This window comes from Aliivibrio sp. 1S128 (assembly GCF_001691065.1).
Lineage (GTDB): Bacteria > Pseudomonadota > Gammaproteobacteria > Enterobacterales > Vibrionaceae > Aliivibrio.
In genome coordinates this window covers 187,031-212,135 of the sequence record NZ_MAJV01000003.1, presented here as the reverse complement: position 1 = coordinate 212,135, position 25,105 = coordinate 187,031, and the positions used below count along the sequence as shown (strand labels likewise).

21 protein-coding genes are annotated in these 25,105 nt (G+C 36.9%); 10 read left to right on the top strand and 11 right to left on the bottom strand.

Translation table 11 applies throughout. The features are described from left to right. Positions 1–133 precede the first annotated feature (133 nt). From galU to A6E03_RS02805, 11 genes are all read right to left on the bottom strand, one after another. A complete protein-coding gene (gene galU, locus A6E03_RS02855; RefSeq protein WP_065594150.1) occupies positions 134–1,003 on the bottom strand; it encodes a UTP--glucose-1-phosphate uridylyltransferase GalU in 870 nt (289 codons plus the stop codon). A 135-nt stretch (positions 1,004–1,138) separates the two neighbouring features. Then, entirely contained in the window at positions 1,139–1,546 is a 408-nt protein-coding gene (locus A6E03_RS02850; protein WP_083190358.1) for a hypothetical protein, read from the bottom strand. A 3-nt stretch (positions 1,547–1,549) separates the two neighbouring features. Continuing rightward, entirely contained in the window at positions 1,550–2,668 is a 1,119-nt protein-coding gene (locus A6E03_RS02845) for a glycosyltransferase family 4 protein (protein ID WP_065600132.1), read from the bottom strand. A gap of 4 nt (positions 2,669–2,672) precedes the next feature. Continuing rightward, a complete protein-coding gene (locus A6E03_RS02840) occupies positions 2,673–3,878 on the bottom strand; it encodes a glycosyltransferase family 4 protein (protein ID WP_065594147.1) in 1,206 nt (401 codons plus the stop codon). Further along, positions 3,875–4,873, bottom strand: coding sequence for a glycosyltransferase family 2 protein (locus A6E03_RS02835; RefSeq protein ID WP_065594146.1), 999 nt, complete (start codon positions 4,871–4,873; stop codon positions 3,875–3,877). Before A6E03_RS02835 ends, A6E03_RS02840 begins: the two co-directional genes overlap by 4 nt. After that, positions 4,866–6,245, bottom strand: coding sequence for a capsular biosynthesis protein (locus A6E03_RS02830; RefSeq protein WP_065600131.1), 1,380 nt, complete (start codon positions 6,243–6,245; stop codon positions 4,866–4,868). Before A6E03_RS02830 ends, A6E03_RS02835 begins: the two co-directional genes overlap by 8 nt. Then, the gene (locus A6E03_RS02825; protein ID WP_065600130.1) at positions 6,242–7,453 is read right to left on the bottom strand and encodes a lipopolysaccharide biosynthesis protein; all 1,212 of its coding nucleotides are present in this window, start codon (positions 7,451–7,453) and stop codon (positions 6,242–6,244) included. The genes A6E03_RS02830 and A6E03_RS02825 overlap by 4 nt, the downstream gene beginning before the upstream one ends. Before the next feature lie 8 nt (positions 7,454–7,461). Further along, positions 7,462–9,639: an exopolysaccharide transport family protein gene (locus tag A6E03_RS02820; protein ID WP_065600129.1), complete on the bottom strand. Its 2,178-nt coding sequence runs from the start codon at positions 9,637–9,639 to the stop codon at positions 7,462–7,464. A gap of 3 nt (positions 9,640–9,642) precedes the next feature. Continuing rightward, positions 9,643–10,224, bottom strand: coding sequence for a polysaccharide biosynthesis/export family protein (locus A6E03_RS02815; RefSeq protein ID WP_065594142.1), 582 nt, complete (start codon positions 10,222–10,224; stop codon positions 9,643–9,645). Next, a complete protein-coding gene (locus tag A6E03_RS02810; RefSeq protein WP_065594141.1) occupies positions 10,225–11,541 on the bottom strand; it encodes an outer membrane beta-barrel protein in 1,317 nt (438 codons plus the stop codon). Next, complete coding sequence (locus A6E03_RS02805; protein ID WP_065594140.1) at positions 11,525–12,937, bottom strand: undecaprenyl-phosphate glucose phosphotransferase; 1,413 nt, start codon at positions 12,935–12,937, stop codon at positions 11,525–11,527. Before A6E03_RS02805 ends, A6E03_RS02810 begins: the two co-directional genes overlap by 17 nt. Before the next feature lie 297 nt (positions 12,938–13,234). Between A6E03_RS02805 and A6E03_RS02800 the strand changes: the two genes are divergently transcribed. From A6E03_RS02800 to A6E03_RS02755, 10 genes are all read left to right on the top strand, one after another. After that, entirely contained in the window at positions 13,235–13,780 is a 546-nt protein-coding gene (locus A6E03_RS02800) for a single-stranded DNA-binding protein (protein WP_065594139.1), read from the top strand. Positions 13,781–14,012: 232 nt separating this feature from the next. After that, complete coding sequence (gene csrD / locus A6E03_RS02795; RefSeq protein ID WP_065594138.1) at positions 14,013–15,992, top strand: RNase E specificity factor CsrD; 1,980 nt, start codon at positions 14,013–14,015, stop codon at positions 15,990–15,992. Between the two features lie 122 nt (positions 15,993–16,114). Further along, positions 16,115–17,572, top strand: a complete 1,458-nt coding sequence (locus tag A6E03_RS02790; protein ID WP_065600128.1) for an MSHA biogenesis protein MshI — start codon at positions 16,115–16,117, stop codon at positions 17,570–17,572. Next, positions 17,572–18,210: a type II secretion system protein GspM gene (locus tag A6E03_RS02785; protein WP_065600127.1), complete on the top strand. Its 639-nt coding sequence runs from the start codon at positions 17,572–17,574 to the stop codon at positions 18,208–18,210. The genes A6E03_RS02790 and A6E03_RS02785 overlap by 1 nt, the downstream gene beginning before the upstream one ends. Position 18,211: 1 nt before the next feature. Next, entirely contained in the window at positions 18,212–18,547 is a 336-nt protein-coding gene (locus tag A6E03_RS02780; RefSeq protein WP_065600126.1) for a type IV pilus, mannose-sensitive hemagglutinin D (MSHK), read from the top strand. 11 nt (positions 18,548–18,558) lie between these two features. After that, on the top strand, positions 18,559–20,184 hold the full coding sequence (gene mshL, locus A6E03_RS02775; protein ID WP_065594134.1) for a pilus (MSHA type) biogenesis protein MshL: 1,626 nt from the start codon (positions 18,559–18,561) through the stop codon (positions 20,182–20,184). Positions 20,185–20,194: 10 nt separating this feature from the next. Then, a complete protein-coding gene (locus A6E03_RS02770; RefSeq protein WP_065594133.1) occupies positions 20,195–21,043 on the top strand; it encodes an ExeA family protein in 849 nt (282 codons plus the stop codon). Continuing rightward, the gene (locus A6E03_RS02765; protein WP_176703440.1) at positions 21,040–22,143 is read left to right on the top strand and encodes a lipopolysaccharide assembly protein LapB; all 1,104 of its coding nucleotides are present in this window, start codon (positions 21,040–21,042) and stop codon (positions 22,141–22,143) included. Before A6E03_RS02770 ends, A6E03_RS02765 begins: the two co-directional genes overlap by 4 nt. Next, positions 22,143–23,867: a GspE/PulE family protein gene (locus A6E03_RS02760; protein WP_065600125.1), complete on the top strand. Its 1,725-nt coding sequence runs from the start codon at positions 22,143–22,145 to the stop codon at positions 23,865–23,867. The genes A6E03_RS02765 and A6E03_RS02760 overlap by 1 nt, the downstream gene beginning before the upstream one ends. 9 nt (positions 23,868–23,876) lie before the next feature. Beyond that, positions 23,877–25,103, top strand: coding sequence for a type II secretion system F family protein (locus tag A6E03_RS02755; protein WP_065594131.1), 1,227 nt, complete (start codon positions 23,877–23,879; stop codon positions 25,101–25,103). Positions 25,104–25,105 lie beyond the last annotated feature (2 nt).

Genomic DNA, 25,105 nt, shown 5'->3' with positions numbered 1-25,105 from the left:
AGAGTATTAAAACAGCAAAGAGGTACTGGGTAAAAAAACAGTGGTTTTATTAGAGGAGAGATTGAATAGCTGAAATAAAAAACGCCCTGTAATCAATTACAAGGCATTTAGATGGTTAATAAGCAGAAGTATATTATTTTTTACCTGTTTTTTGTTTTGCTAGTTCTGCTGATTTTTTATCTTTTAAATAAACATTTTCATAGCAGTAGTTGGTTGCTTCGATGTAACCCTCAACACTACCACAGTCAAAACGCTTACCTTTGAATTTATACGCTAGAACACAACCAGATTGAGCTTGTTTTAGCAGTGCATCCGTAATTTGGATTTCACCACCTTTACCTGGTTCTGTTGTTTCTAGAATTTCAAAAATATCAGGCGTTAAGATATAGCGACCAATAATTGCAAGGTTGCTTGGCGCAGTGCCTGGCTCTGGTTTTTCAACCATGTTGTCTACACGATATAAATCGTCTTTGATCATTTCACCCGCAATAACGCCGTACTTGTGAGTTTCGTTATCTGGCACTTCTTCAACGGCAACGATAGAGCAACGGAATTGCTTATAAAGAGCAACCATTTGTGAAAGAACACCTTGCTCTTCATTAACGCACAAGTCATCAGCAAGTACGACTGCAAATGGTTCGTCACCTACAAGCTCACGGCCAGTAAGAATAGCATGGCCTAAACCTTTCATTTCACGTTGGCGAATGTAAGTAAAGTGAGCGGCGTCGATCAGTTCACGAACGTCTTCAAGTAATTCTTCTTTATTTGTGCCACTGATTTGGTGCTCTAGTTCGTAGTTTTTATCGAAATGATCCATTAATGAATGCTTACCGCGACCTGTTACTACACAGATACCATCCATGCCAGCATTGATCGCTTCTTCTACACCGTATTCAATTAGAGGTTTATTTACTATTGGCATCATTTCTTTTGGCATAGATTTAGTTGCTGGTAAAAAACGAGTGCCGTAGCCTGCGGCAGGGAAAAGACATTTTTTGATCATTACGAGGTCCTAGAAAACAAGATTAAAATTAGTAAAAACTCATCTGTGAGCATTATTGTTATGAGTGCAGTTTAGCGATTAAGTAAACTGAAATGAAGCGTTTTAGATGAAAAGGGCGTTCGATATCATTATTAATTATGCTATATGTATCAGTTCTTTAAACCAATCCCAAATTCCGAATGAAAAATTAGGAAATATGTCGATCCCGAGTGCTGATTTTATTAAATATAAAGTAACAACCGCTAGAGAAAATAGGCTCAGTACACCTAGTGCTATTAGCAATGTCATTATAAAGACAGCAAAAGGAGACTCATTTCTTAATTGTTGTCTAAAATCACGACCTAACAAGAAAACGAAGAAGTAACGTTTATTGAATATAGAAATGCTTTTTCGAATATCGACTTTATTATTCGAGCCAAGTCCTGTTGCTATGATTGCTCGTTCTATCGATTTTTGTTGCTCACTCGTGAGTTCACTTGTTGTTGTTTCATCAAGAGATGCATAGAACTGAGCGATTAAACGTTGTTGTTTTTTATTCATTATTAATTAGCTCTTTTCTAAAGCAGTTTGGTTATAAACAGACATGGTTTGTTTCGCTATTTTTTCCCAATCATAATAATCAAGATAGTGACTATAATTCACTTTTTCACTATTCATTTCCGCATGTTGTGACAGTTTTGAGGTTAACGCTTCAATGTTACCAGCAGAGAAGTAACTTTCGGATGAGAGTTTAACCTCTAAGTTAGCAGGAATATTACTTACAATAGTAGGTAATGAATAAGACATCGCTTCTAATAAGGCAATAGGTAAACCTTCATGATATGAAGGCATTACAAACACTTTTGCTTGAGAGAAGAGGGCTTGTAATTGCTCTCCTTTCAAGAAACCCGTCATAATGACGCCATCGACTTTACTCGCTTGTTCTTTTAGTTTTTCGCTGTAAGGCGTAGGGTGATCTGTATCGCCCATGATAACTAAAGGAATGGATAGGTTAGCCTTTTCATAAGCGTTAACTAAATCATGAAATCCTTTTTCTTCCACTAAGCGACCAACAGCGACAAAATAATTGTTTGCGGTGAGAGAATATTCGGATAGTGCATTCTCTATTTTATCTTGAGTTAATGGTTTTGGTAGTTTTACGCCATTATAAATAAGGTGTGCATCATGACGATGGTACTTGTCTTTGATAATATCATTGATAACTTCTGATATTACAATGACTTCAGAGGCGTAAGTAACTGCTAACTTTTCACCTAATAGTAAGATTTTCTTTGCAAAAGCGCCCCATTTTTGACGGTCATAATCAGGGCCGTGATGAGTAAAAACGACTTTTTTCCCTAATATTCGCAGTAAAGGAACAACAAGACCGGGGCCAATAGCATGGACATGAACAATGTCTGAGTTATCGAACAGTGTTGAAAAAGAGGCTAAGGTTGAGTGAATAATTGCTTCCAAAGATTTCTTCTTTGGCGCCCAAACGGTTTTTGTTGTTACGCCTTGGTAACTTGATATTTTATAATCAACATAAGGAGATCGAGCTATTACACAAATATTATTATGAAACAGTTTATGGATTTCAGGATATAGGTGCTGGCAGTGTGTCTCTACACCACCAAGAACATTTGGGATCCCACGAGTACCAATAACGGTAATATTATTTGTCATCTTGTTATCCTTTTAAAAGCGCTTGATATAAATTTAATAAATCAGTTTTATGTTTTGTCAGTGTGTACTTACTCAGGAAGCGCGCTCTTGAATTTTTGCCCATTTCATTGGTTGCCTCTGGGTTTTCTATTAATGAATCTAATTTCTCAGCAAGCGCTGTAGCATTGCCTGCTTCAAATAAATAGCCATCAATACCATCTCTAATTTGTTCGGGTATTCCACCAATTTTAGAACCAATAACAGGTTTACCGTAAGACATGGCTTCAATCACAGACATTGAACAGTTTTCATAACACTCTGATGGAACGATAATCGCTTTTGCTTCTTTTATGAGGGTTAGTAATTCGTTTCCACTTTTAAAACCAAGTAAATCAACTGTTGGGTAGCTTTCTTTTAATTGGTTAAAAACAGGACCATCGCCAACAATTTTTAATCCTGATTTTTGGGTCATTAATTGGTGCGCTTTAGCGAGAGTTGGAACGCCTTTCTCTTGGCTTAGTCTACCTAAATAAAGAAAGTAACCTTTATCTGTTGTCCCTTCTAAAGATACATTCTCATCAATACCATTAACGATTACGTCTACTCGGTTGTTTGGTAGTTTTTCTTGAATGAATCGCCCTAAAAAACGACTTGGAGATACGATAGCATCAAGTTGTTGATAGTTTTTACTGACTTGTTGATAGAGTGCTTCCACTGACAATAAAACACTTTTGATTAACGATCCTTCTTGGCAACGGTATTTCGTCGCATTCCAAACAGAACCATGAACACAGGCTTCACAGGTGTGTCCATCACGATACATTGTGTAGCTTGGGCAGGCTATTTTTGTGTCGTGAGCAGTAAGCACTGTTTTACAACCAAATTGTTTCGCCACTTTAATGATGGAAGGAGTGAGTTGATGATAAATATTATGAAAGTGCACCAAATCAGGATTTTCTTGTTTCAACAGAGCTTTGAATTTCTCACATGCTTGGGAGTTATGAATAAAGTTAACAGCCGTATCAATTTTATTTTTAATGGTTTGTTCTTGATAGTAGTCGACATTGTCTACAAAAAAATCTGCGTATTTTGAATCTATGTTTTTCTCATGTTTCATCGAGAACTCAACGATCTCGACCCCTTCAGAAAGCAGCATGTCTCGTTCTTGAAAATAAACGGTTTCAGCGCCACCTTTCATAAAGAAAAATTTATTAACTAATAGAACTTTCATTTTTTACCCTCGTTAATAATTTTATGTTGTGGGGGCTGTTTCGGATCGTTAAGGGGTAAAAATAGCCCTCTAATTAAGCCCGCAGAGAAAATGGATAAATTAAATACGCTGTGCAGTGCCGCTTTTATTGACCTGTTTTTAATTGTTTTTAACACAATAAATGCCAATAAAGGTAACGTTACACTAATGATTAGAGTTGTGTTCAGGGTAAATAAAGTACTTATCAGCAGTATTAAATAAAGAGTGAAAATAGCTTCGTTTTTGATGGTATTTAATGCTTTTTTGAACAGAGGAGTGCCAAATGAACCTTTAAGTAGTTCACCTGAAGCAAATAGATACCCACCTTTCCATCGGTGTTTCATTAATGCGAATGAAGACATCGTATATGAAGTGTGAGAGAAATAAGGAACATCTAAACGATGGAGCTTATACCCCGCTAAGGTTAAGCGCATACCTAATTCAGACTCTTCATAAGCATGTAAATTGCGATTAGTTAAATAACCAATTTCATCAATGGCACTTTTTCGATATAAGCCACCACCGCCTAAGTGGGAGCAATCTCCCAATGGATAAATCTGATTTATACGTTGTTTGCGAGACTTAAATTCATAGCTATCAACATCATCCATTTCGACAACGCCAGCAACGCCTGCATAGTCAGGGTTATCAATTAAAAACGAAACCCCATGCTCAATGAAGCCAGGCTCTAGCTCCATATCACCATCAAGTAACAATAAGAAATCTCCCTCACTGTGTAAGTAACCTAATTGGTGGCCAACACCGCAACAACGTTCTTGCGGATTAGTTAGGGAGACAACAGTAACCCCCATTTCTGATGCAATGGTTTGAGTTGCATCAGTTGATAAGCTATCGGCAACAATAATTTTATGAGGGTATTTCCCCATGTGCTGTTGAATACTGGTGATGGTTTTTGCGATGCCATCTTCTTCATTATAGGTTTTGATAATGACTGAAATAAAAGGAGAGCTAGTCATGATTCGCTGCCGCCGTAATTAGGGATTTTCGGATCACTAGGCTTGAACCTAATGATAGGTAAAAAAGAAATTGAAGCATGGGAACTAGCATCAAAATTTGACTGTATGGAAGACTTAATAAACAAGCAATTGCAAAGGCATTAAATGCCGGAGGGTAACTCATTAATCTTATGTCTTCTTGTGTTAGGCCATCTCGGTGAAATAGAGGGGCCGGTTTGCAGACCTTGAGAATATACATTGTCATTGAAATGAAAAATAATGTCCCAATGATACCTAATTCCCATAAAAGAACACTGAGGGCGGTAGAATCAATAATGACATTAAAAATGATGTTCAAAAAACCAGGAGAAACAGCACTGCCGTGATTTGTTGTGTTTAAGCCATAACCAAATAACATACTTGGTAATCCATAAAGATCATTATTTTCTAACCAGAAAAAAATGGTCGTCATTCGGCCTAATTCGCCAGATGGCATAATGTAGTGAGGGTCGAAAATATACTCTAGTGAGCCAATGAAAATATCTAATGGACTTTGGCTTGGATCACTCCCAAAAGCCGATGAATAAGAAAGAGAGAGTAATAATATGGCAATAGCGATAAGGAAAAACATGCCAGTGATGATGGCTAAAATAATTTTAATATCGTAGCTTTTCATGCCTTTTATGTAGCTAGGTGCGAGCCATACATAAGCGAGTAAGATAGGAGATACTAAAATAACAAATTTCACTTCACCTACGATACAAAGAGTAAAGGCGGCTCCAATGTGTAAGATGGTGGATTTTATTGTACATAAACCATGTTTATACTCAGAGAGTTTAAGTAACATGATCAGTAAACAAAAAAGCCCCATTGCTGCAGTATTTCCCCCTCCCATAGGATCCCCACCAAAAGTCCCAACGACGGAGTCCCACTTTTCAAATTCACCATGAGCCGCGACTCGCTTAGGTAAAATGACCAAGATTTGAAATAAGACAACAGGGAATTGAGCGTAAAAGATCCAGTAAAGCGTTTTTGTCACTCGATATATCTGAGACTCTCGGCAAAATCGTAATAACAAACAAAATAGGATTAAAGAGAGAGCTAGCTCATTTTTTAAGCCGACTATGGTGATAGTTACCCCATTTTGTAGAAAAGTACTAATCACGGCTTGAGTGAAAAAACCAATGAACAAGAGAAGTATAATAATTTCTTTATGATCAAGATCGAGAGGAGTATATCGAGTTTGTAAAAAGAGTAATCCTGTCATCGTAAAGGCGAGCAAGAAGGGCAACCATAAAACGGCTGAAATACCTGTAAAATATTGAGTAATACCACAAAGCACAAGGCTGATAACTGCATATAACTGTAGAAATAAACCAGTATTTAACGTCATGATTTTTTATTTTCCTGTGCTAATCGATGTGCTCTTTGGTTTACTTTTCTGTAAATAAAGCTGTAACGAACAAATGATAGAATTGAAAATAAAAGAACAGAATAAGCATAATCGCTATGAAAATAAGGAAATACGACAAAAGCGATCGTAATGACAAACAACTGTTCAATTTGAATGCGAAGGAAATATTTTGGTGAACCAAAAACCAGTTCAATGACAGTCAGAGGGCATATAGCAAGTGCTGGGAATAAATAAGGCAACATATAACGAGACATGGGAACTGAGTTTAACCATTCATCACTAAAACCAAATTGCATGACTAATGGATAGAAGATGAGTACGCCTGACGTGGCGATAAGTCCTAGAATTAACAACATCAAGCGAACTTTTTTAAATTCTTGAAAGTTAAATGTATTATGACGAAAATCAATAGACCATTTAGAGAATATAGAGTTTCTAACGGCATTACCCACAATCGTTACGGGGGCTAAACAGAAACGATTTACTACTGCAAAATACCCCGCGATTAATGGTGAAAACCAAAAGTTAATTAAGAGCGTTGGTAGATTGTTGTTTGCCATCGCCAAAACTTCAGCACTTCCTATTCCACTAAGGTGAATGCGATTGTCTTTCATAAATTGCAGATTGTTTACGAGAGAGAAATGAGAAAGACGGATCTTTGAAATAGAAATAGAATGGAATAGCCAAGCAGAGGTAAGAAGAAATAGTCCAGTAGCCCAGCTTAGATAAAATTGCTCTGTGGTTGGAGTGAAAAATACAGCAGCAATAACGAGTAAAGAAATCGAAATCCGCTGGAATGCCAAGAGACGAATGTTTTCGACTCTAAGTAGCAAGTTTTCAGAAACTAAAATCCAAGCATGAGAAAGCGTTAGAACATAAAGCAAAATGCCATTTAATTCAAAAAACTGAGTCATCACAAAACCATAAGGCAGAGCGAGAATTAGGCTTTGCAATAATGAAAAAATAATATTTTGAGTTACTTTTTCTTCACTTTGTTTGGGTAAAAGTAATTGAGAAGCAAAGGTACAAACTTGTGCCCCAATTAAAACAATGCTGTATACCAAAGCATAAGTTCCCACTTGTGCCATATCGTATTTATGGGAAATTAGCCAAATAGAGATAGCTCCGATTACTTGAGAAAGAATCGATGCACCAGCAATAGTTGAAATACTTTTAAGTAAGCTCATCCGTAAACCTAACTTAATAAATCGTCGTATTGGTGTGTTAGTTGTTGCTGAGCTTCTTTTGTTTCTAATTCATCATCAGCGACATGGTTTAATATCGCGCCAATGATCGGGGTTTGCTGTTGAGTGATCTTCTCTATGTTGGTTAGAATACTATTTGCGCTTAATGTGCCTGCTTTAATGGTATAAATAACCCCTGATAAGTAACGAGCAATTAACAGTGTGTCTTTACTTTCTGAGAGAGCAGGTAAATGAACAATAATTTGTTCAAATTGTTGACTTACTTCTTTCAGTTTTAGCTCAAGAGCTGGAGAAGATAAAGTCAGTAATGGAGTAGAGGTTAATGTTCCACGTGGTAAGAGTGATAAATTATCGTCTAATCGGATAATGCAGTCATTGAGAGGATGATTTTGTTCAAGAACTTCAGCCATTCCCATAACGGTTAATGTAGGTAACACTTCAGCGACGTCGTTCTCTACTTTTGATGAGCTTAGATCATCTTCTGAAGGCTGTGCCATTAATATATCTTCCGTTAAAGATATTTCTTTTCTAAAGTCCAAATCTATTAATAATGTTGAACGGTCTTGCGATAAAGAGTGAGCGAGAAGGTAGCTACTTAACTCATTACTTTCATTAGAATCCGTGGATAGTAGCCCAATCGTAGGCCAAGATTTTTCATCTAATAAAATACTTGTTCTAATAGAATGAACCGTTTCGCCAGAGTAAGGGTTAGCAAAAAATCCTTTTGAAAATAGAGGTAGGTCTTCAATATAATTGAATGGACGTAATTCCCCTATAGGAGCTAAACCTAAACGAGTCTTTAGTTGCGTTATATTGTTTATTGATTTATTTAACGCGGACTTTATTATAATAAACAATATATTAAGTATAAGTGTCATCATGAAAACCATAATGATAAATAAAGGTTTATTTGGTTTGTTTGGCTTGTTTGGTATGGTTGCAGGGTTTAATAACGTCGCTGTTGGTTCTCGATACTGGGCGGTTAATTCTTGCTCCTTACTGCGCGAAAATATTTTCTCATACAACTCTTGCGTCTTATCTAAATCCGCCTTCATTGTATTATAAGTGTCTTTTTTTGCTGCTAATTTTGTAAAGTTCTTTTTTTGTTCATTGAGTAAGGTTTTGTATTTATTCTCACGTTCGATTGACGCTTGGTATTCTTTATATAATCCGGTTTTAAGCTCTTTTAATAGCGAAGTAGTTTGCAATTCGATAGCATTAATTTGAGCGTTTGCTTCTAAAATCAGTGGATTTTTAGGACCATATTTTTTTTGTAGATCAAATAAACTACGCTTTGCTTGAATAAGAGCGATACGTAAATCTTGCAGTTGAGCGTGGTTAGAAATAGAAGGTAAAGTAGCAACGTCATTAAGAGGATAACCAAGTGCTTCACTGACTGTATTATAATTGGCTTTGGCGGCGATTCTTTTTTCTTTCGCTGTGGCTAGGCGGTCATTAACTAATGCTAATTGCTCCGTTTCAAAACCATCAATTCCTTGGTAGGTTAATAGGCCATTTTCGCTAAGGAATTTATCTATATTTGCTTTTTGTTGTTTGATTTGTTTTTTTAGCTCTTTCATGCGAATTGCATTCCAGCCTTGAGCTTGCTTGGTTTTTTCTACTTTACGCTCTTCTTCTAATTGAATATAAGCTTCAACCACGGCATTTGCTACTTCAGCTGACATTTTAGGTGACGTTGACTCATAAGAGATGTTAACCAGTTGGCTAAATCGAACTGGAGAGACGGAAAGCTTTTTACTGATTATTGTTGCTATTTGTTGAATATGTTCTTCTTCTGAGATTGATTTATTTTTCTCTTTTATTGAAAATAATGGGTCGTTTTGTAGATCTAACCTTCGGACGACAGAAGCTATCACTTGCTTGGATTGTATTATTTCAGTTTGAGTTGGATAGTATTCTGCTTGAGTTGCGTCAAAGTCTTCTACTTGATCTATCGGTGTTGAGTTATCCGATTTTGCCTTTAATACGAGCGTTGCAGTTGCAGAATATTCAGGCGTTATTGAATAAATTAATGGAAAGGCAACTAAAGTGACGCCAAGCACCACAAACAGGATGCGCAGTCGATATTTTCTAAGGTCTTTTGTAAGCTTAGAAAAGTCGATTGTACTTTCTAGTGTTTTTCCATTTTCTATAATTGATTGTGCCATAATTTAGAAAAAACTCTGTTCAATAATAACTACATCACCCGGACCTACAGGATAGGTTGGACCCACATCTTCAATTAATTCATTTGTTGCAGCTAAACGAATATTTATACCGTCTCTATCTGACCTATCAGTAAAACCTCCGGCCATAGCAATTGCTTGTTCTATCGTTAAACCTGGTTGAAATTCATAACCATTAGGATTGGCAACTTCGCCACTGATAAAGAATTTCCTAAACTCTTCTATACTAACGGTAACGAGTGGTTTAACTATGTAACCATCTTCGAGCTTGAGTTCAATTTCTTTTTCAACTTGCGCTGGTGTTCTTCCTATGAGTTGAATATCACCAATATAAGGAAAATTAACAAATCCACCTTGGTGGATTTTTAAACGCACACTCATTTCTTTTTCTTTAAATACAGATATGTTAATACTATCCCCTGCACCTAAGACATAACCTAATTTATCTTTTGGTATCATGTTCTCTGATGTTTGGTTTTCTGTATTAGTGGTTAACGGTGCATCTGATGCATAGGCGTGAGAGGGGACAGAGATGAATAAGAAAAAAGATATAAAGAGAAATTTCATCTAAATTTGTACCTTAGTTGTAAACATAATAATGGACTTATCGTAGCCTAATGTTTGGATTATTGTCTCTGCTGAATCGTTAATTGTGAAATCATCGAATTCTTTATCTGAGTCATTAATCAACTGTTGATAGCTTAGTTCTAATATAATTGACGGTCTAAATTTATATATTAATTTTGCTGTCGCATCTGTTGTCGTCGTTTTTTTACCATCATTTTGTTCTTTATCTTCACTTATTTCGTAATTAAAGCCGAGTTCACTTGAAAGCCTATTAGACCACCAAAAATGTACCCAACGTGTCCCATATTTGGTATTTAAAACGTATCCCCCGACTTCTGTTGGGTCTTCTACACTTTGGTCTGTAAATAAGTGAAAGGTGGAGTGTCTTACTGGGCTCCAAGCTACATCAATATCCCAATTTAACCCTCCAAAATCTTGAGCATCGGATTGATTCGGAAAGGTTTTGTACAACCATGCGATATTGGCATCAATCGTGGTTTTTCCTGTCTGTTGGGTTTTTATTCCTGCGACAAAAAAGGTTTCATTCGTATTTTTCTGCTCATCTTCTTTGTAATCACGTAAGTTACTTATGATTGAGTAACGAAATCGAGTACGGCTTGAGGCTTGATTAAATAGCTCGATGGTAAATGTTTTCTGATCCCAGTTTTGATCTTTTATATACTGGTTGAAGTTATTTACATGGAAATCATTGCTGTTTCGATCATCATAACGAAGTTCTTTATATTGGGCAGCAAAGCTTAATTTTCCTATGCTGTCTTGTTTATCGATGCTGTACCTAAATTCAGTATTAAACATATTTGTTTTTAGTACGTCATCAATACCGTAGGTTTGAAATTGGTCAGCTGTTAAACCATCGGTAAGACCTTCACCTCTATTTTCGTGACCTAACGTATTTTCTATTGTAAATAAAAGGTCATTATTAACGCCTTTCTTCCAAGCACCGATAAATCTTATTGTGTGGTCATCGTAATTATCAGAGGTACTTTTTTCTTGTTCTTGGTATTGCCGATAATCACCAGAATATTGAAGCGTATAAACATCTGCGCCGCGAACCCCTTCTAATTGAATGAAAGGTTTTACATTGAAAAAATCAGATTCAATATTCGTTTTTTTTTCAGATTGAAAATTCACATTGTCATCATAACCATAGTCAATACCTACATTGCTTTGAAACTCAATACCTGCAGGACCAATATGAGGCTTTGGCGTTAAATCGGCGTAAGCAGAATGACTCTGTAAAAGTAAACAGATCAATATTAGGTTAGATATGAGTATAGATTTAGTATGCAGTATCACTTACAAAACCTTTAAATACGGTTAGGAATATAATTTTAATATCCAAGGGTAGTGTCCAGTTTTGTAGATATTTAATATCATACTCAACTCGTTTTTCCATTTTATCTAAAGTATCAGTCTCCCCACGATACCCATTTATTTGAGCTAATCCTGTGATCCCAGGTTTAATTTTATGCCTTACCATATAATTATCGACTAAGACTCGGTATTCCTCATTGTGGGCAACGGCATGGGGCCTAGGTCCTACAATAGACATACTTCCTTGTAATACATTAATAAATTGAGGAAGTTCATCTAATGAGGTACGACGAATAAAATTACCAAAACGGGTGACTCGTGGATCATTTTTTGTCGCTTGAGTTACGATTTCTGAGTTTTCCATTACTTTCATCGAACGGAATTTCCATACTTTAATTTTTTTCCCGCCTAAACCGTAACGATCTTGTTTAAATAGAATGGGGCCAGGTGAACTCAGCTTTACGCCTAAAGCGACGACACAAAGTACAGGTAAAATTAATAAGGTAATGAGAGATCCAATAACAATATCTTCTATGCGTTTTGTTAGTGCTCCTAAGCCTTCAAAGGGTGAACTAAATATACTAAATGTATGAACGTTACCAATTCGAGCTATCTGCGAGACGCTTAGTTTATAAGTGTATAAATCAGGAACAATATAAGCATCAACGGTAGAGTTAGATAATTGAAGTATTGCGTCTTTAATTCTGTCTTTTGCCACCATAGGAAGGGCAATGTAGACATCATCAATTGCACCCGTTTTAACTTTATCTATAACGACAGATACAGTTCCAATATATGGGCTTTTGGCGACATAGCTGAAACGTTCATTTGAACGGTCATCATAAAATTCGATGTTTATCTTCTGTTTTTTATATTTTTCTATGAGTGCTTTTTCAATAGAAAGACCTGCGGGCGTTAATCCGATAATAGCGATATTTCTGATCTTAATATTAGGAAAGACAAGGGCTTGATATAAAAATAGGAACAGCATACGAGCGAGAGAAAGAATAACGAACGTAAGAAGATACAATTGAAAGTAAATACTAGGAGATAAGTTATTTATTTCTATCCCGTCTAGACCTAGAAGTCGTAACTTAAGCATTGAATAAATAGCAACAGCGAGGCTTAGAGATACGATTGACTTTAAAAGGTATGTTACGAGATTTTTTTTTGTGTCAATGACATATAACCCTAAATACTCACTGATAAGTAGGTAGACAGTTGAAAACAATAAGCCTGCAGACAGGTCTATTGCAGTTTCTGTAAAGCCATGGAATGAAAGTATGAAAGTAAGAATCATATTTATTGCAATAAAATCAAATACTTTTATTAAAGTGCGATAGCTGTTATTCATCACTTGTAGATTTTGTTGTTTCATATTACTCCAAGTACTTTAGGTTCGTTTCAGGATTATATGGGACACAAAGATACGTTACGTTAAATTGGTGTCAAAAAAATGACATTACATGCAGATGATATCTCATTTATATGACTTGTTTGTATTTTTTAAAGAGGTAACTCGTGAGGTGTACAACAAAGCTCATTCTATTTTAGGATGTAATGGAGAGGATACCAAGTTTGGGCTATCAGGAATAACGATGAACGTGTTAGACTGAGTGTTAATTTCTATAAATTAGGTGAGACGAACGCTCACCTCTAATCTCTGGAGCAAACTATGGCCAGCCGTGGTATTAATAAAGTTATTCTTGTTGGTAACTTAGGGCAAGATCCTGAAATCCGTTACATGCCAAGTGGCGGTGCGGTAGCGAACATTACAATTGCAACGTCTGAATCATGGCGTGACAAAGCAACCGGCGAACAACGTGAAAAAACAGAATGGCACCGTGTGTCACTGTTTGGCAAGTTAGCTGAAGTTGCGGGTGAATACCTACGTAAAGGTTCTCAAGTTTACGTTGAAGGTCAACTTCAAACTCGTAAATGGCAAGACCAAAGTGGTCAAGATCGTTTTACAACAGAAGTGGTTGTTCAAGGCTTCAATGGTGTAATGCAAATGCTTGGTGGCCGTAGTCAAGGTGCTCCTGCTGGTGGTCAACAACAGCAACAGCAGCAACAAGGTAATTGGGGTCAACCTCAACAACCTGCGCAGCAAAATAACTTTGCACCGCAACAGCAACAAGCACCGCAACAACAAGCGCCACAAGCACCTCAACCTCAATATAATGAACCGCCAATGGATTTTGATGACGACATTCCGTTCTAGATCTTGCCTTTTTTAAAGGTTAAAGCGTTATATTTATAAAAGAAACCTCGAATTATCGAGGTTTTTTTATATATATCTTGATGTAAATACCGTTGCTAACTGAGGGCGTTGTATCGAGATATGAGGAAATATTTGTATTATATCTAATGCGTATTTAGAGATGGTTCTAAATTTTATATTTAAGATTGTGCGATGATTTACAATCTATTTTCTTCAAGGAAAGAAGAGTTTGATGAGAAAAACACCGAGCTTACGTTTAAGTAATCGCCTTATTTCATTCGTTACTTTAATGGTTTCTGCCGCTATATTTGTCTTGTTGATTGGTGGTGCAATTTCTTTTAAACAGATAGGTAATGAGTACCTTGAGCATTATCTTACAGGGATAGTTAATGTTGTTGATGAAGATCTGCTGCATCCAGAAGAAGCGGAATCAATGGGAAAGTGGTTACCTAAATTATTAAAAGCGAGCAGTGTCGTTAGTATGGAGTTATCCTCTCCTTCCGGGCTTGTTTATTCATTTCAAACATCGTCGATAATGCCTGATGATAACCTGTTATACCAAAAGACATTGCCTCTTCAAATAAACAAAGGTTATTCAATTACGTTTAAATCGATCCCTCCTTATAGTGCTTTTACATACTCTTTAGGTGCATTGTTTTCAATTACATCAGCGATTGCGGTCATCATCGTTTCATTGTTATGGGGTGTGGTTTGGTTAAGAAAACAACTGTATGGTTCTGAATTATTAGAAGAACGCGGACGAATGCTACTCGCTGGGAGATTGGATGATTATTCAGTAGGTAGTGAAGAAGAGTGGCCAGCAACAGCGAGTTTAGCTTTAGATTCAATTATTTCAGAATTGAAAGATGCACGTAAAGAAAGAAGTCGTTTTGATACATTCATACGTACACATACTTTTTTAGATAAGCTAACTGGTTCGGCTAATCGTGTATTGTTTGACAGTAAATTAGAATCAACGCTACAAGAATCACAAAGCCAAGGCGTTCTTTTACTGCTAAGAATTAATGGTTGGGAGGAGTTGGTTGAAGCAAAAGGCAAAGCGGTGAGTGATGAGTTAATTGTTGAGATTGGAAAACAATTAAATAATCTTATCCAACGCTACAGTGATAGTGTTCTTTCTCGTTATTATCATTCTGATTTTGCTTTGCTTATTCCTCAGCAATCATTAAAAGAAGCGAAAATAATAGCGGCTCAATGTTTAAAAATAATAGATAAAATAACACCCCCGAAGTATTTAGATAATGACAACTGGTGCCATATTGGCGTGAGTATGTATGTTAATGGAGAGCGACGAGGACGATTAATGGATGAGTTAGACATGGCTCATCGCAGTGCTCTGCTACAGAACAACAATAGTTGGTCGTTGTTTAAAAAACAGCAACAACTTACTGAAAGTTTAGGTAGTGTACGTTGGAGAACATTATTTGACGCTATTTTTGAACAAGAACAATTATTACTTTATAAACAACCGATGTTTTTATTTAAAGGGAGTGAATTAGCCCCGCTTCATTTAGAAATATTCTCACGCATTAGAGATGAAAATGGAGTGCAAATAAAGGCTTCTCGTTTCTTACCTGCAATTAAGCAAGTGGGTTATCAAATAAAACTAGACAGTGCAGTACTAAAACAGGTATTTCCGTTATTAAGTGATCCTGATTTTTCTGAGCATATGTTTTCAGTGCATCTACAGGTTAAGAGCCTGCAAAATTCAGGGTTTATTCGACAGTTAAAAAATCGCTTATTACAAACACCTAGATATCAGCTTAAGCGACTTAGCTTTGAATTAGTTGAGGGGCAAGTCGTCACGTATTTAGATGCTGTTAGGCCAATAGCCAAATTACTAAAAAGTTTTGGTTGTCAATTGGTAGTAGAGCAGGCGGGAAGAACAATAGTAAGTACGCATTACATTAAAGATTTAAATGTTGATTACATTAAGCTTCATCGTAGTTTAATGAAAGATATTCACCAACGTTATGAAAATCAATTATTTGTACGTAGCCTTTTAGGTGCATGTGAAAACACAGGAGCCGAAGTTCTCGCTGTTGGTGTTGAAAACAAAAAAGAATTGAAATTATTAAAAGAATTAGGGGTAGGGGGTGTTCAGGGGCGAATGTTTGAGGCAGAAACGGCTTTATTTAATCGTCAAGAAAAAATATCGATCCCTAAGAGAAGAAACCGTTGGAGTAAGTAAGGTGTATCTCATTTAATAGATAATCCCATACCGGTAAAGAACAGAATGTTGTATTATTGTTTACGGCGTACCTCTTTTGGAGAGGATTGTTAATAAAGTAAGAGATGAGAGATGAGCAGTAAATGAATATTATGGGTGCATTTAAGAAACTGAAACTCTCTCGTTCAGTGAAAATTACGACATCTATTGTGGTACTACAAGGTGGTATTTATATCACCAAAAGTGATAATGAAGATGAACTTAAAGAACAACACTTCACACCAATAGATCGCCCAAATGAATGGAAAGAAGGGATTGTTGAAGCGTGCAATCAAATGGGTCTATCTGATTGCAAAGCAAATATTGTGGTCGGTTCTCATCTATACCAATCCTTCCAGATTGATTCCCCGAACATACCAAAAGAAGAGCTAGCTGGAGCATTACCATTTTTAGTTAAAGATCTTATTTCAGATCGTGTGACTGATATTGTGGCTGATGGCGTAGAAACTTCTAATGGAAAAATGCAAGTCTATATTTCCCCATTTTCGATGATCAAAACATTGGTGGATTTATTACTTCCTTTGTCAATCGAGATAGGAAGTATTACTCCTGATGAATTAGTATGGGGTCACTCTAAGAAAGATGAAGGTAGCTTCATGCTACTTACTTACAGTAAAGCTGCAGAATTTAAATTATTGGCTTTTAATGGTGAGAACTTACAGCTTAATCGTTCTTTACGTGGAATTATGCCTCCGTTGACTGGTGATTTAGCGGATAGTTTTCAGTTTGATACCTTAGCGTTAGAGTTACAACGTTCACTGGATTATTTAAGTGCACAATTGCATGGTCTTAATATAAACCATTTATATGTTCGATGTGATGATGAGGATGATGTTCTTTTAGTCTCAGAGCTGAAGAAACGACTTGGCGTTCAAGTTGCACCACTATTACTGGATGAGCCTAGAGTCTTTCGAGCGGGTGAATTACTGGGTTGGCTTGGATTGTTTCATCAACCAAGCGTTAATTTATACAGTGATAAATTTAAACCGCAAATTAACTACTTTTCCTTACAAAATATAGTCATTAGTTGGGGAGTTGGTCTTCTGCTAGCGAGTGCTTTTGTTGGGTATTACCAATATCAGTTAAGCCAATTAAATGAGAATATTGCTCAATTATCCTCTGAAGATAATCGTTATCAACACGATCTTGTAACCTTAAATCAAAGGCTCGAGAGTCATAAGCCTTCGGCTGCAAAATTAGCCGCAATTAAACGCTTGAAAGAGGATGTTCAATCTAAAAAAGCATCATTAAAAGTGATTGATAATTTTGATGATGGTATGCAGATAGGCTATTCGGGAATAATGAGCAGTTTAACTCAGTTAGGAAAAGGGAATATATCGCTCACTAAAATTCATATCTCTGGTGACAATGTTAGTTTTACCGGTTTTGCTCGCTCTCCTGATATCGTACCTAATTGGGTTAAAAGTTTTGAAAATGAATTGCATTTAGTTGGTCGAACATTTGATCAATTAGAGATTAAAACGGATGAAAATGGGCTGGTGTCATTTATTTTAAATACTAAGACAGCAGAGGGTAAGTAATGGAATATTGGATTAAAGCCAAAGAGGCATTCTCTGCATTATCACAGCGCGAAAAAATACTGATTACTCTTGTTGGATGGGTAGCGGTGATTTTTGTGTCATTGACCGTAATTATTGAACCTAAAATAGCAGAGCATCAAAAAGCACAGCGAGATGCTACCCGTTTAACGAATTCAATTAATTCATTAAAACAGCAGATAGAATTAGCTCAATTTAGATTACAAAAAGATCCAAATGTTGAGATAGATAAACAATATCAAGCGTTGACTTTGGACAGTCAAGATCTGGCGCAATTGTTATCAACTAGAATTGCAGCGTTGGTCTCGCCTAGTCAAATGGCTCAACTACTAGAAACGGTGTTGCAGCAATCATCAAAGCTTAAGCTTATCTCTATGAGTACTTTGCCTTCAGAAAGGTTATTAGATGAAAATAATAATGCAGGCTATTACATCCATCCTGTGAAATTAATATTGTCAGGAAAGTATTTTGATATAGAAGCCTATCTTTCTAATTTAGAAGAGTTACCAGTGAAATATTACTGGCGAAATTTCAATTATACAGTAACCAATTACCCCGTAGCTGAATTGACTATTGAGATATATACACTCGGGTCTAGTAAAGGATTTATTGGCGGTTAATATGAAGAATGTGTTTTTAATTTTCGTGTTGTTTTCAACGTCGATTTTTGCCTCTGATACAACAGTAGGACATGATCCTACGGAACCATTAAGTTGGTTAAAGCCAGAAATTGTTAAGAAAAAATCAGTAAATAAACATCAATACTTTCCGTCTTTACAAGCGATTAGTTGTAATGGTCAATTTGACTGTAATGCCGTGTTAGACGATAAGCCGATGAAGAAAGGCGATAAAATATCTGGTTATACCTTGTTAGCTATTAACGAAGAAAGCGTTTCGATTGGTCGTTCTGGTAAGCAATGGAAACTTTCTCTATTTTCTCAAGATATTAAGAATTAAGGTTTGCAGTAATGAAAGTACGTAATGTCATCATTGGATTCATGGTCGCGTCGCTAAGTGGTTGCTCAATGGGCCATCGTGATCCTGTTGAAATTAAACAGACCTTAGATAAATCAATTAATGAAAATGGAGGAGGGTTATTAACTGATCTCCCTACGTCTGTTCAAGCTGATCTCATGCCTGATTTTAGCGTTCAAAAAATTGAGATTGAAGAGCCAGTTAAGCGCTTTAGAGTAAAAGCTAATAATGTGAATGCTAAGGCTTTCTTTACTAGTTTAGTGAAAGGCACTGAATATAGCGTGGTAATACATCCTGCGGTTTCAGGGCGAATTACTATGAATGTTAATGATGTCACATTGGATGACGTTTTATCATCAGTCGAAGATCTTTATGGCTACGAAATTATAAAATCAGGGAAAATATTACAAATTTACCCTGCGACGATCCGAACGGAGACGCTCCCGATTGATTATTTACAATTAACTCGTAAAGGGCGCTCATTAACAACAATAACTACAGGGTCGATTACAAATTCAGACAGTAATTCAAACTCTGATAATAGCTCTAATTCAACGAATAGCTCTTCATCTACAGCAACGGGTGGCACTGAAATTGAAACCATCAGTGAAAGTGATTTTTGGAAAGAGTTAGAAAAAGCGGTTTCTGTAATGATAGGCAATGGTGAGGGTCGAAGTGTGGTGGCTTCTCCACAAGCGAGTGTGATTACGATTACGGCATCACCCGATGAATTGCGAAAAGTAAAACAGTTTTTAGGGACGTCTCATAAGCGATTACAACGACAAGTTATCTTGGAAGCTAAGCTATTAGAAGTCACATTAAGTGACGGTTACCAACAGGGTATTAATTGGTCGAACCTAAGCGCGTCAATTGGCGGAACGGATATTACTTTTGGTCAAACGTCAGGTCTGACTAATGGTATTTTACCTGGCATGGATACGATTGGTACTCTCTTAGGCGGACAAACCAACATTAAAATTACGGATGGTAATTTTGATGCAGTCTTGAGTTTTATGGATACTCAGGGTGACTTGAATGTACTTTCAAGCCCTCGAGTCACGGCTGCGAATAATCAAAAAGCCGTGATCAAAGTTGGACGAGATGAATACTTTGTAACAGAGGTATCAAGCGTCACTGGTAGTGGTGATAATTCAAATGCATCCCCAGAAGTCACCTTAACGCCATTCTTCTCTGGTATTTCATTGGATGTGACACCTCAAATTGATGACAAAGGCAATGTAATGTTGCATGTACACCCATCGGTTATTGATGTTGAAAATGAAATTAAAGAAATTGACCTTGGTGATGTTGGTGGGGTACTTCAATTACCATTAGCAAAAAGCTCAATTCGTGAATCCGATTCGGTGATCCGAGCAAAAAGTGGCGATGTAGTTGTTATTGGTGGTTTGATGAAATCACAAACCGTTGATCAAGTGTCAAAGGTTCCATTTTTAGGGGATTTACCAGCATTAGGTCACCTATTTCGTAATGTTAGTAAGTTAACTCAAAAAACAGAATTAGTTATTCTGTTAAAACCAACGGTGGTTGGCGTGGATACATGGCAAGAAGAATTGGAGCGATCGCGTGATTTATTACAAGAGTGGTTTCCTGACGAATAATCGTTAAGTCATGTATGAGCAACATTTTGGTTTAAAGCAACTTCCCTTTACTTTAACCCCAAACACTTCCTTATTTCATGGATTGTTGCCTCACTATGAGGCAATTCAGATTGTGCTGTCTGCAATATCGATGGGTGAAGGGATAATTAAAGTCACAGGAGAGATAGGTACAGGAAAAACATTGGTATGTCGAATGCTCATGAGCCAGCTTCCGATTGATGTTGAACTGCTTTATTTACCTAATCCAGTGATGAATGGGTATGAATTACGTCAAGCACTAGCAAAAGAGCTTTGGCTTGAGCAGGATGGTGATGGAATCGCGCTAACAGACCGTATTCATGAAAAACTGATTGATTTACACGCGAAAGGAAAAGCGGTTGTTGTCTTTATTGATGAAGCACAGGCGTTGTCTGATGAAGCTTTAGAAACACTACGCCTCTTTGGTAATTTAGAAACTGATTATAGTAAATTACTGCAAATTGTTCTTTTTGGACAACCCGAGTTAGATGAAAGATTAAAGCAATATCATTTACGCCAGTTGAGACAACGAATTACTTTTTCTGCAACGTTACGTGTATTGAATGTAAGTGAAACTGTTGCTTATATTGAATATCGAATGAATAAGTCTGGTTGTGAACATAACCTATTTACTCTTTCTCAAATGAAAGCAATTTGGCGAGCAAGTAATGGTGTACCACGTATTATTAATCAAATATGCCATAAATCATTACTTATTTCTTTTGCTGAACAGTTAGATGTAGTGTCATCAAAATCAGTATTTAATGCGATTTTAGATACAATAGATGCGATAAAACCTAAGTATTATTTCCCCAAGTTTTGGGGCTGGAGATCATCGTGAGTGCAACAAATAAAGCCTTACTCAATATCACAAAAAAAGACACTAATTTTGGGCCTAAAAATGGGCTATCTCCAGCACATGTTCCAAATATAGAATCAAGGTTTAAGGCTCCATTTTTCTTTGCCGTGGGAGTGGTTAGTTCATTGTCTCTAATTGGATGGGCTACCTTTAATCATTCACCTGAATTGGTCGCCTCAAATAATATGGAGCAATCTATTGCTTCTGGTTCTGGTGCCATTTCTACACAATCGTTACTTGCATCGACGTCACCGACACAAAAAAATGTAACAAAAGAAGTGAGTGCTATTTATACCGATACGACACTAAGTTCCTTAACCGCTCATAAAGCGATTCCAGAAAACAAACCAGAGCAACAAGCAGTACAAGCTATTAAACCAATAATAATGGCAACTAATACAGGTATAAACACACCTAAGACTAAACAGTCCTCAATTATACCGCCAACCATTCGAGACGAAGAAGCTCAAGATTTTCAAGTTGAAGAGGTAGAGTTATTGCCTTCTGACTTAGCACAAAAAAGCCGAGATGCTGCAAAAAAAGCATTAGATAGATCGGACTTTAAAGAAGCGATTAAAGAATATTATACCGTTTTAAGATATCAATCTAGCGATGAAGAATCACGTAAAAAATTAGCCGCGTTACTTTATGGGAAACGAGAAGTACAAGAAGCGGCAGCGATATTACAGCAAGGCATTAAACTCGATCAGGATAGCGTTAGTTTACGTTTGGCATTAGCCAGCTTATTACAAAAAGAAGAGCAAATAGAGGCGGCATTGTCGGTATTAGAATATATTCCTCTGGATGCTAATGTGGATTATTTAGCGACCCGTGGTGGCTTAGCGCAAAAACTAAAATTGATGGATTTGGCAAATGAAAGCTATCAAATGCTGATAAAGAAAGAGCCTGAAAATGGTCGTTGGTGGTTGGGTTTAGCGATTGTTTATGAAAGAGAAGCGAAAATACAGCAAGCGTACGAGGCTTATCAAACGGCGTTAATTAAGCCAGGATTGTCTCGTTCATCTTTGGTTTTTGTAAGAGATAGAATAAAACTATTAGCGACAATGGAGGGGAATAAATAATGCGTCTTAAGTTAAGAAAAAGACTTGGTGATTTATTAGTCGAAGAAAACATTGTCACTGAAAAGCAAATTGAGCAAGCGTTACTCGCGCAGAAAAAAACAGGCCGAAAGCTGGGTGGAACCTTAATTCAATTAGGTTTCTTGTCTGAAAAACAAATGCTTACTTTTCTATCTCAACAATTAGATGTGCCTTTGGTTGATTTGAACCGAGCTGATATTGATGCTGCAGCAGTGCAATTGTTGCCCGAAGTTCATGCTCGACGATTACGAGCTTTAGTCTTGAGCCAACAAGGAAACTCGATTCGAGTTGCCATGAGTGATCCTGCCGATCTCTCAGCTCAAGAGGCGTTATTCTCTCAGCTGCAACAATATCAAATTGAAATGGTGATCGCCTCAGAAAGGCAGTTAGTAGATAGTTTTGATCGCTTTTATCGTCGAACCAAAGAAATAGCCTCTTTTGCAGAGCAGTTACAATCAGAGCATCAAGATAGCAATGATTTTAATTTTGGAATTTCAGATAGTGATAATGACGAAGTTACTGTTGTAAAACTCATTAACTCATTATTTGAAGATGCAATTCAAGTTGGGGCGTCCGATATTCATATCGAACCCGATGATAAAGTACTACGCTTACGTCAACGTATTGATGGTGTATTGCATGAAACGCTACTCAATGAAGTGAATATCGCATCAGCTTTAGTACTTCGTTTAAAATTGATGGCAAATTTAGACATTTCAGAAAAGCGCTTACCTCAGGATGGGCGTTTTAATATTAAATCTCGCGGACAATCGGTGGATATTCGTTTATCTACTATGCCAGTACAATATGGCGAATCGGTAGTAATGCGTTTGCTTAACCAAACATCAGGAGTTCGTGAATTAGAATATTCAGGGTTACCTGAGTATCTTTTGGTACGCTTTCGTAAACAATTACGTCGTCCTTATGGCATGATCTTGGTTACTGGCCCTACTGGGTCGGGTAAAACAACGACCTTATATAGTGCATTGAGTGAGTTAAATCAGCCGAGTAAGAAAATAATTACCGCGGAAGATCCAGTTGAATACCGCTTGCCTCGAATCAATCAAGTTCAAGTGAATAGCAAGATTGATCTCACTTTCTCAAAAATTTTGAGAACTTTCTTACGTCAGGATCCAGATATAATTTTAATTGGTGAAATGCGAGATCAAGAAACCGTAGAAATTGGATTGCGAGCAGCGCTGACAGGGCATCTAGTATTATCAACATTACATACCAATGATTCCATAGACAGTGCGTTACGTATGATGGATATGGGCGCGCCGGGTTATCTTGTTGCTAGTGCTGTTCGTGCTGTATTAGCACAACGATTAGTAAAGAAAGTGTGTCTTGAATGTTCTGGTGTAGACCCTCTGGATGAGGCTCGTAAACAATGGGTGCAAACACGTTTTCCTAATCAAGTATCAGTGCCATTTCAACGAGGTTATGGCTGTCAAAGTTGTAATCTAACAGGCTATCGTGGACGTATTGGTGTCTTTGAATTATTAGAATTAGATCAGCCTATGATGGATGCGTTGAGAGCGAATGATGCCGTTGGTTTTTCACAAAAAGCGCGTCAAAACCCAGAGTATAAACCACTTTTAGCATCAGCAATGGAGCTTGCTATGAATGGCATAATAAGTCTTGATGAAGTCATGGTACTAGGTGAGGGCGATAATGCCGCGTCACATCAGCCAATCTTAATGTAGGCATAAATCATGGCAATATTTAAATATAACGGACGAAACCGTCGTGGTGAGAAAGTATCTGGCTCTATCGAATCAGTCTCTCCAGAATCGGCAGCAGAACAATTGATGAATGATGGAGTGATCCCTACATCAATTAAAGCAAATAAGTTTGGTGGTAATTCAAAGGCAACTGATTGGAAAAAGTGGTTTCAACCAACGATCCCACTTGAAGTGTTGGTTATTTTTTGTCGTCAAATGTACAGCTTAACTAAAGCTGGAGTGCCGTTGTTGCGCGCAATGAATGGTTTGGCGAAAAACAGTAATAATAAATTATTAAAAAATACGCTTGAAGAAGTGACTGCAGATCTAACTAATGGACGTAGTTTGTCGGTCTCCATGCAGCAACATCCTCATGTATTTAGTTCTTTGTTTGTTTCTATGATCCATGTTGGCGAAAATACAGGCCGCTTAGATCAAGCATTAATGCAATTAGCTAATTATTATGAACAAGAGATGGAAACGCGCAAGCGAATTAAATCGGCAATGCGTTACCCAATATTTGTTCTTACGTTTATTTTATTAGCTATGTTTGTGTTGAATATAAAAGTGATCCCTCAATTTGCTAGTATGTTTTCTCGCTTTGGTGTTGATTTACCATTACCAACACGCATCTTAATTTCGACGTCGAGTTTCTTTGTTAATTATTGGCATTTTTTAATCGCAGGAATGGCAGCAGCTTTGTTTGCATTTCAGGCTTGGGTAAGCCAACCCAAAGGACGAGAAACGTGGGATAAGTGTCGATTACGTTTTCCTATTGTGGGAGATATTGTGACTCGCGCGCAAATGTCTCGTTTTTCAAGAACGTTTGCATTAATGCTTAAATCGGGTGTTCCACTGAATCAATCGCTTTCACTTTCTGCTGAATCGTTAGGAAATAAGTTTTTAGAAAATAGATTGCTTGAAATGAAAAGTGGCATTGAATCAGGTACGAGTATGTCAGTCACGGCGATGCAAAGTGGTATCTTTACTCCTTTGGTTGAACAGATGATCGCGGTGGGTGAAGAAACGGGACAGATAGATGATTTGTTATTAGAAGTTTCTGATTTTTATGATCGTGAAGTTGATTACGACTTAAAAACATTAACGGCAAGAATAGAGCCTTTATTATTACTTATCGTTTCGGGTATGGTTTTAATATTAGCATTGGGTATTTTCTTACCAATGTGGAATATGTTAGATGTCGTAAAAGGGTCATAGTT

Excerpts from the sequence above, each read along its gene's own strand:
- A6E03_RS02835 (WP_065594146.1), bottom strand. The coding sequence starts at position 4,873 with ATGACTAGCTCTCCTTTTATTTCAGTCATTATCAAAACCTATAATGAA.
- A6E03_RS02755 (WP_065594131.1), top strand. The coding sequence starts at position 23,877 with ATGGCAATATTTAAATATAACGGACGAAACCGTCGTGGTGAGAAAGTA.
- csrD (WP_065594138.1), top strand. The coding sequence starts at position 14,013 with ATGAGAAAAACACCGAGCTTACGTTTAAGTAATCGCCTTATTTCATTC.
- A6E03_RS02785 (WP_065600127.1), top strand. The coding sequence starts at position 17,572 with ATGGAATATTGGATTAAAGCCAAAGAGGCATTCTCTGCATTATCACAG.
- A6E03_RS02760 (WP_065600125.1), top strand. The coding sequence starts at position 22,143 with ATGCGTCTTAAGTTAAGAAAAAGACTTGGTGATTTATTAGTCGAAGAA.
- galU (WP_065594150.1), bottom strand. The coding sequence starts at position 1,003 with ATGATCAAAAAATGTCTTTTCCCTGCCGCAGGCTACGGCACTCGTTTT.
- A6E03_RS02845 (WP_065600132.1), bottom strand. The coding sequence starts at position 2,668 with ATGACAAATAATATTACCGTTATTGGTACTCGTGGGATCCCAAATGTT.
- A6E03_RS02770 (WP_065594133.1), top strand. The coding sequence starts at position 20,195 with ATGTATGAGCAACATTTTGGTTTAAAGCAACTTCCCTTTACTTTAACC.
- A6E03_RS02840 (WP_065594147.1), bottom strand. The coding sequence starts at position 3,878 with ATGAAAGTTCTATTAGTTAATAAATTTTTCTTTATGAAAGGTGGCGCT.
- A6E03_RS02780 (WP_065600126.1), top strand. The coding sequence starts at position 18,212 with ATGAAGAATGTGTTTTTAATTTTCGTGTTGTTTTCAACGTCGATTTTT.
- A6E03_RS02830 (WP_065600131.1), bottom strand. The coding sequence starts at position 6,245 with ATGACGTTAAATACTGGTTTATTTCTACAGTTATATGCAGTTATCAGC.
- mshL (WP_065594134.1), top strand. The coding sequence starts at position 18,559 with ATGAAAGTACGTAATGTCATCATTGGATTCATGGTCGCGTCGCTAAGT.
- A6E03_RS02820 (WP_065600129.1), bottom strand. The coding sequence starts at position 9,639 with ATGGCACAATCAATTATAGAAAATGGAAAAACACTAGAAAGTACAATC.
- A6E03_RS02790 (WP_065600128.1), top strand. The coding sequence starts at position 16,115 with ATGAATATTATGGGTGCATTTAAGAAACTGAAACTCTCTCGTTCAGTG.
- A6E03_RS02805 (WP_065594140.1), bottom strand. The coding sequence starts at position 12,937 with ATGAAACAACAAAATCTACAAGTGATGAATAACAGCTATCGCACTTTA.
- A6E03_RS02825 (WP_065600130.1), bottom strand. The coding sequence starts at position 7,453 with ATGAGCTTACTTAAAAGTATTTCAACTATTGCTGGTGCATCGATTCTT.
- A6E03_RS02815 (WP_065594142.1), bottom strand. The coding sequence starts at position 10,224 with ATGAAATTTCTCTTTATATCTTTTTTCTTATTCATCTCTGTCCCCTCT.
- A6E03_RS02800 (WP_065594139.1), top strand. The coding sequence starts at position 13,235 with ATGGCCAGCCGTGGTATTAATAAAGTTATTCTTGTTGGTAACTTAGGG.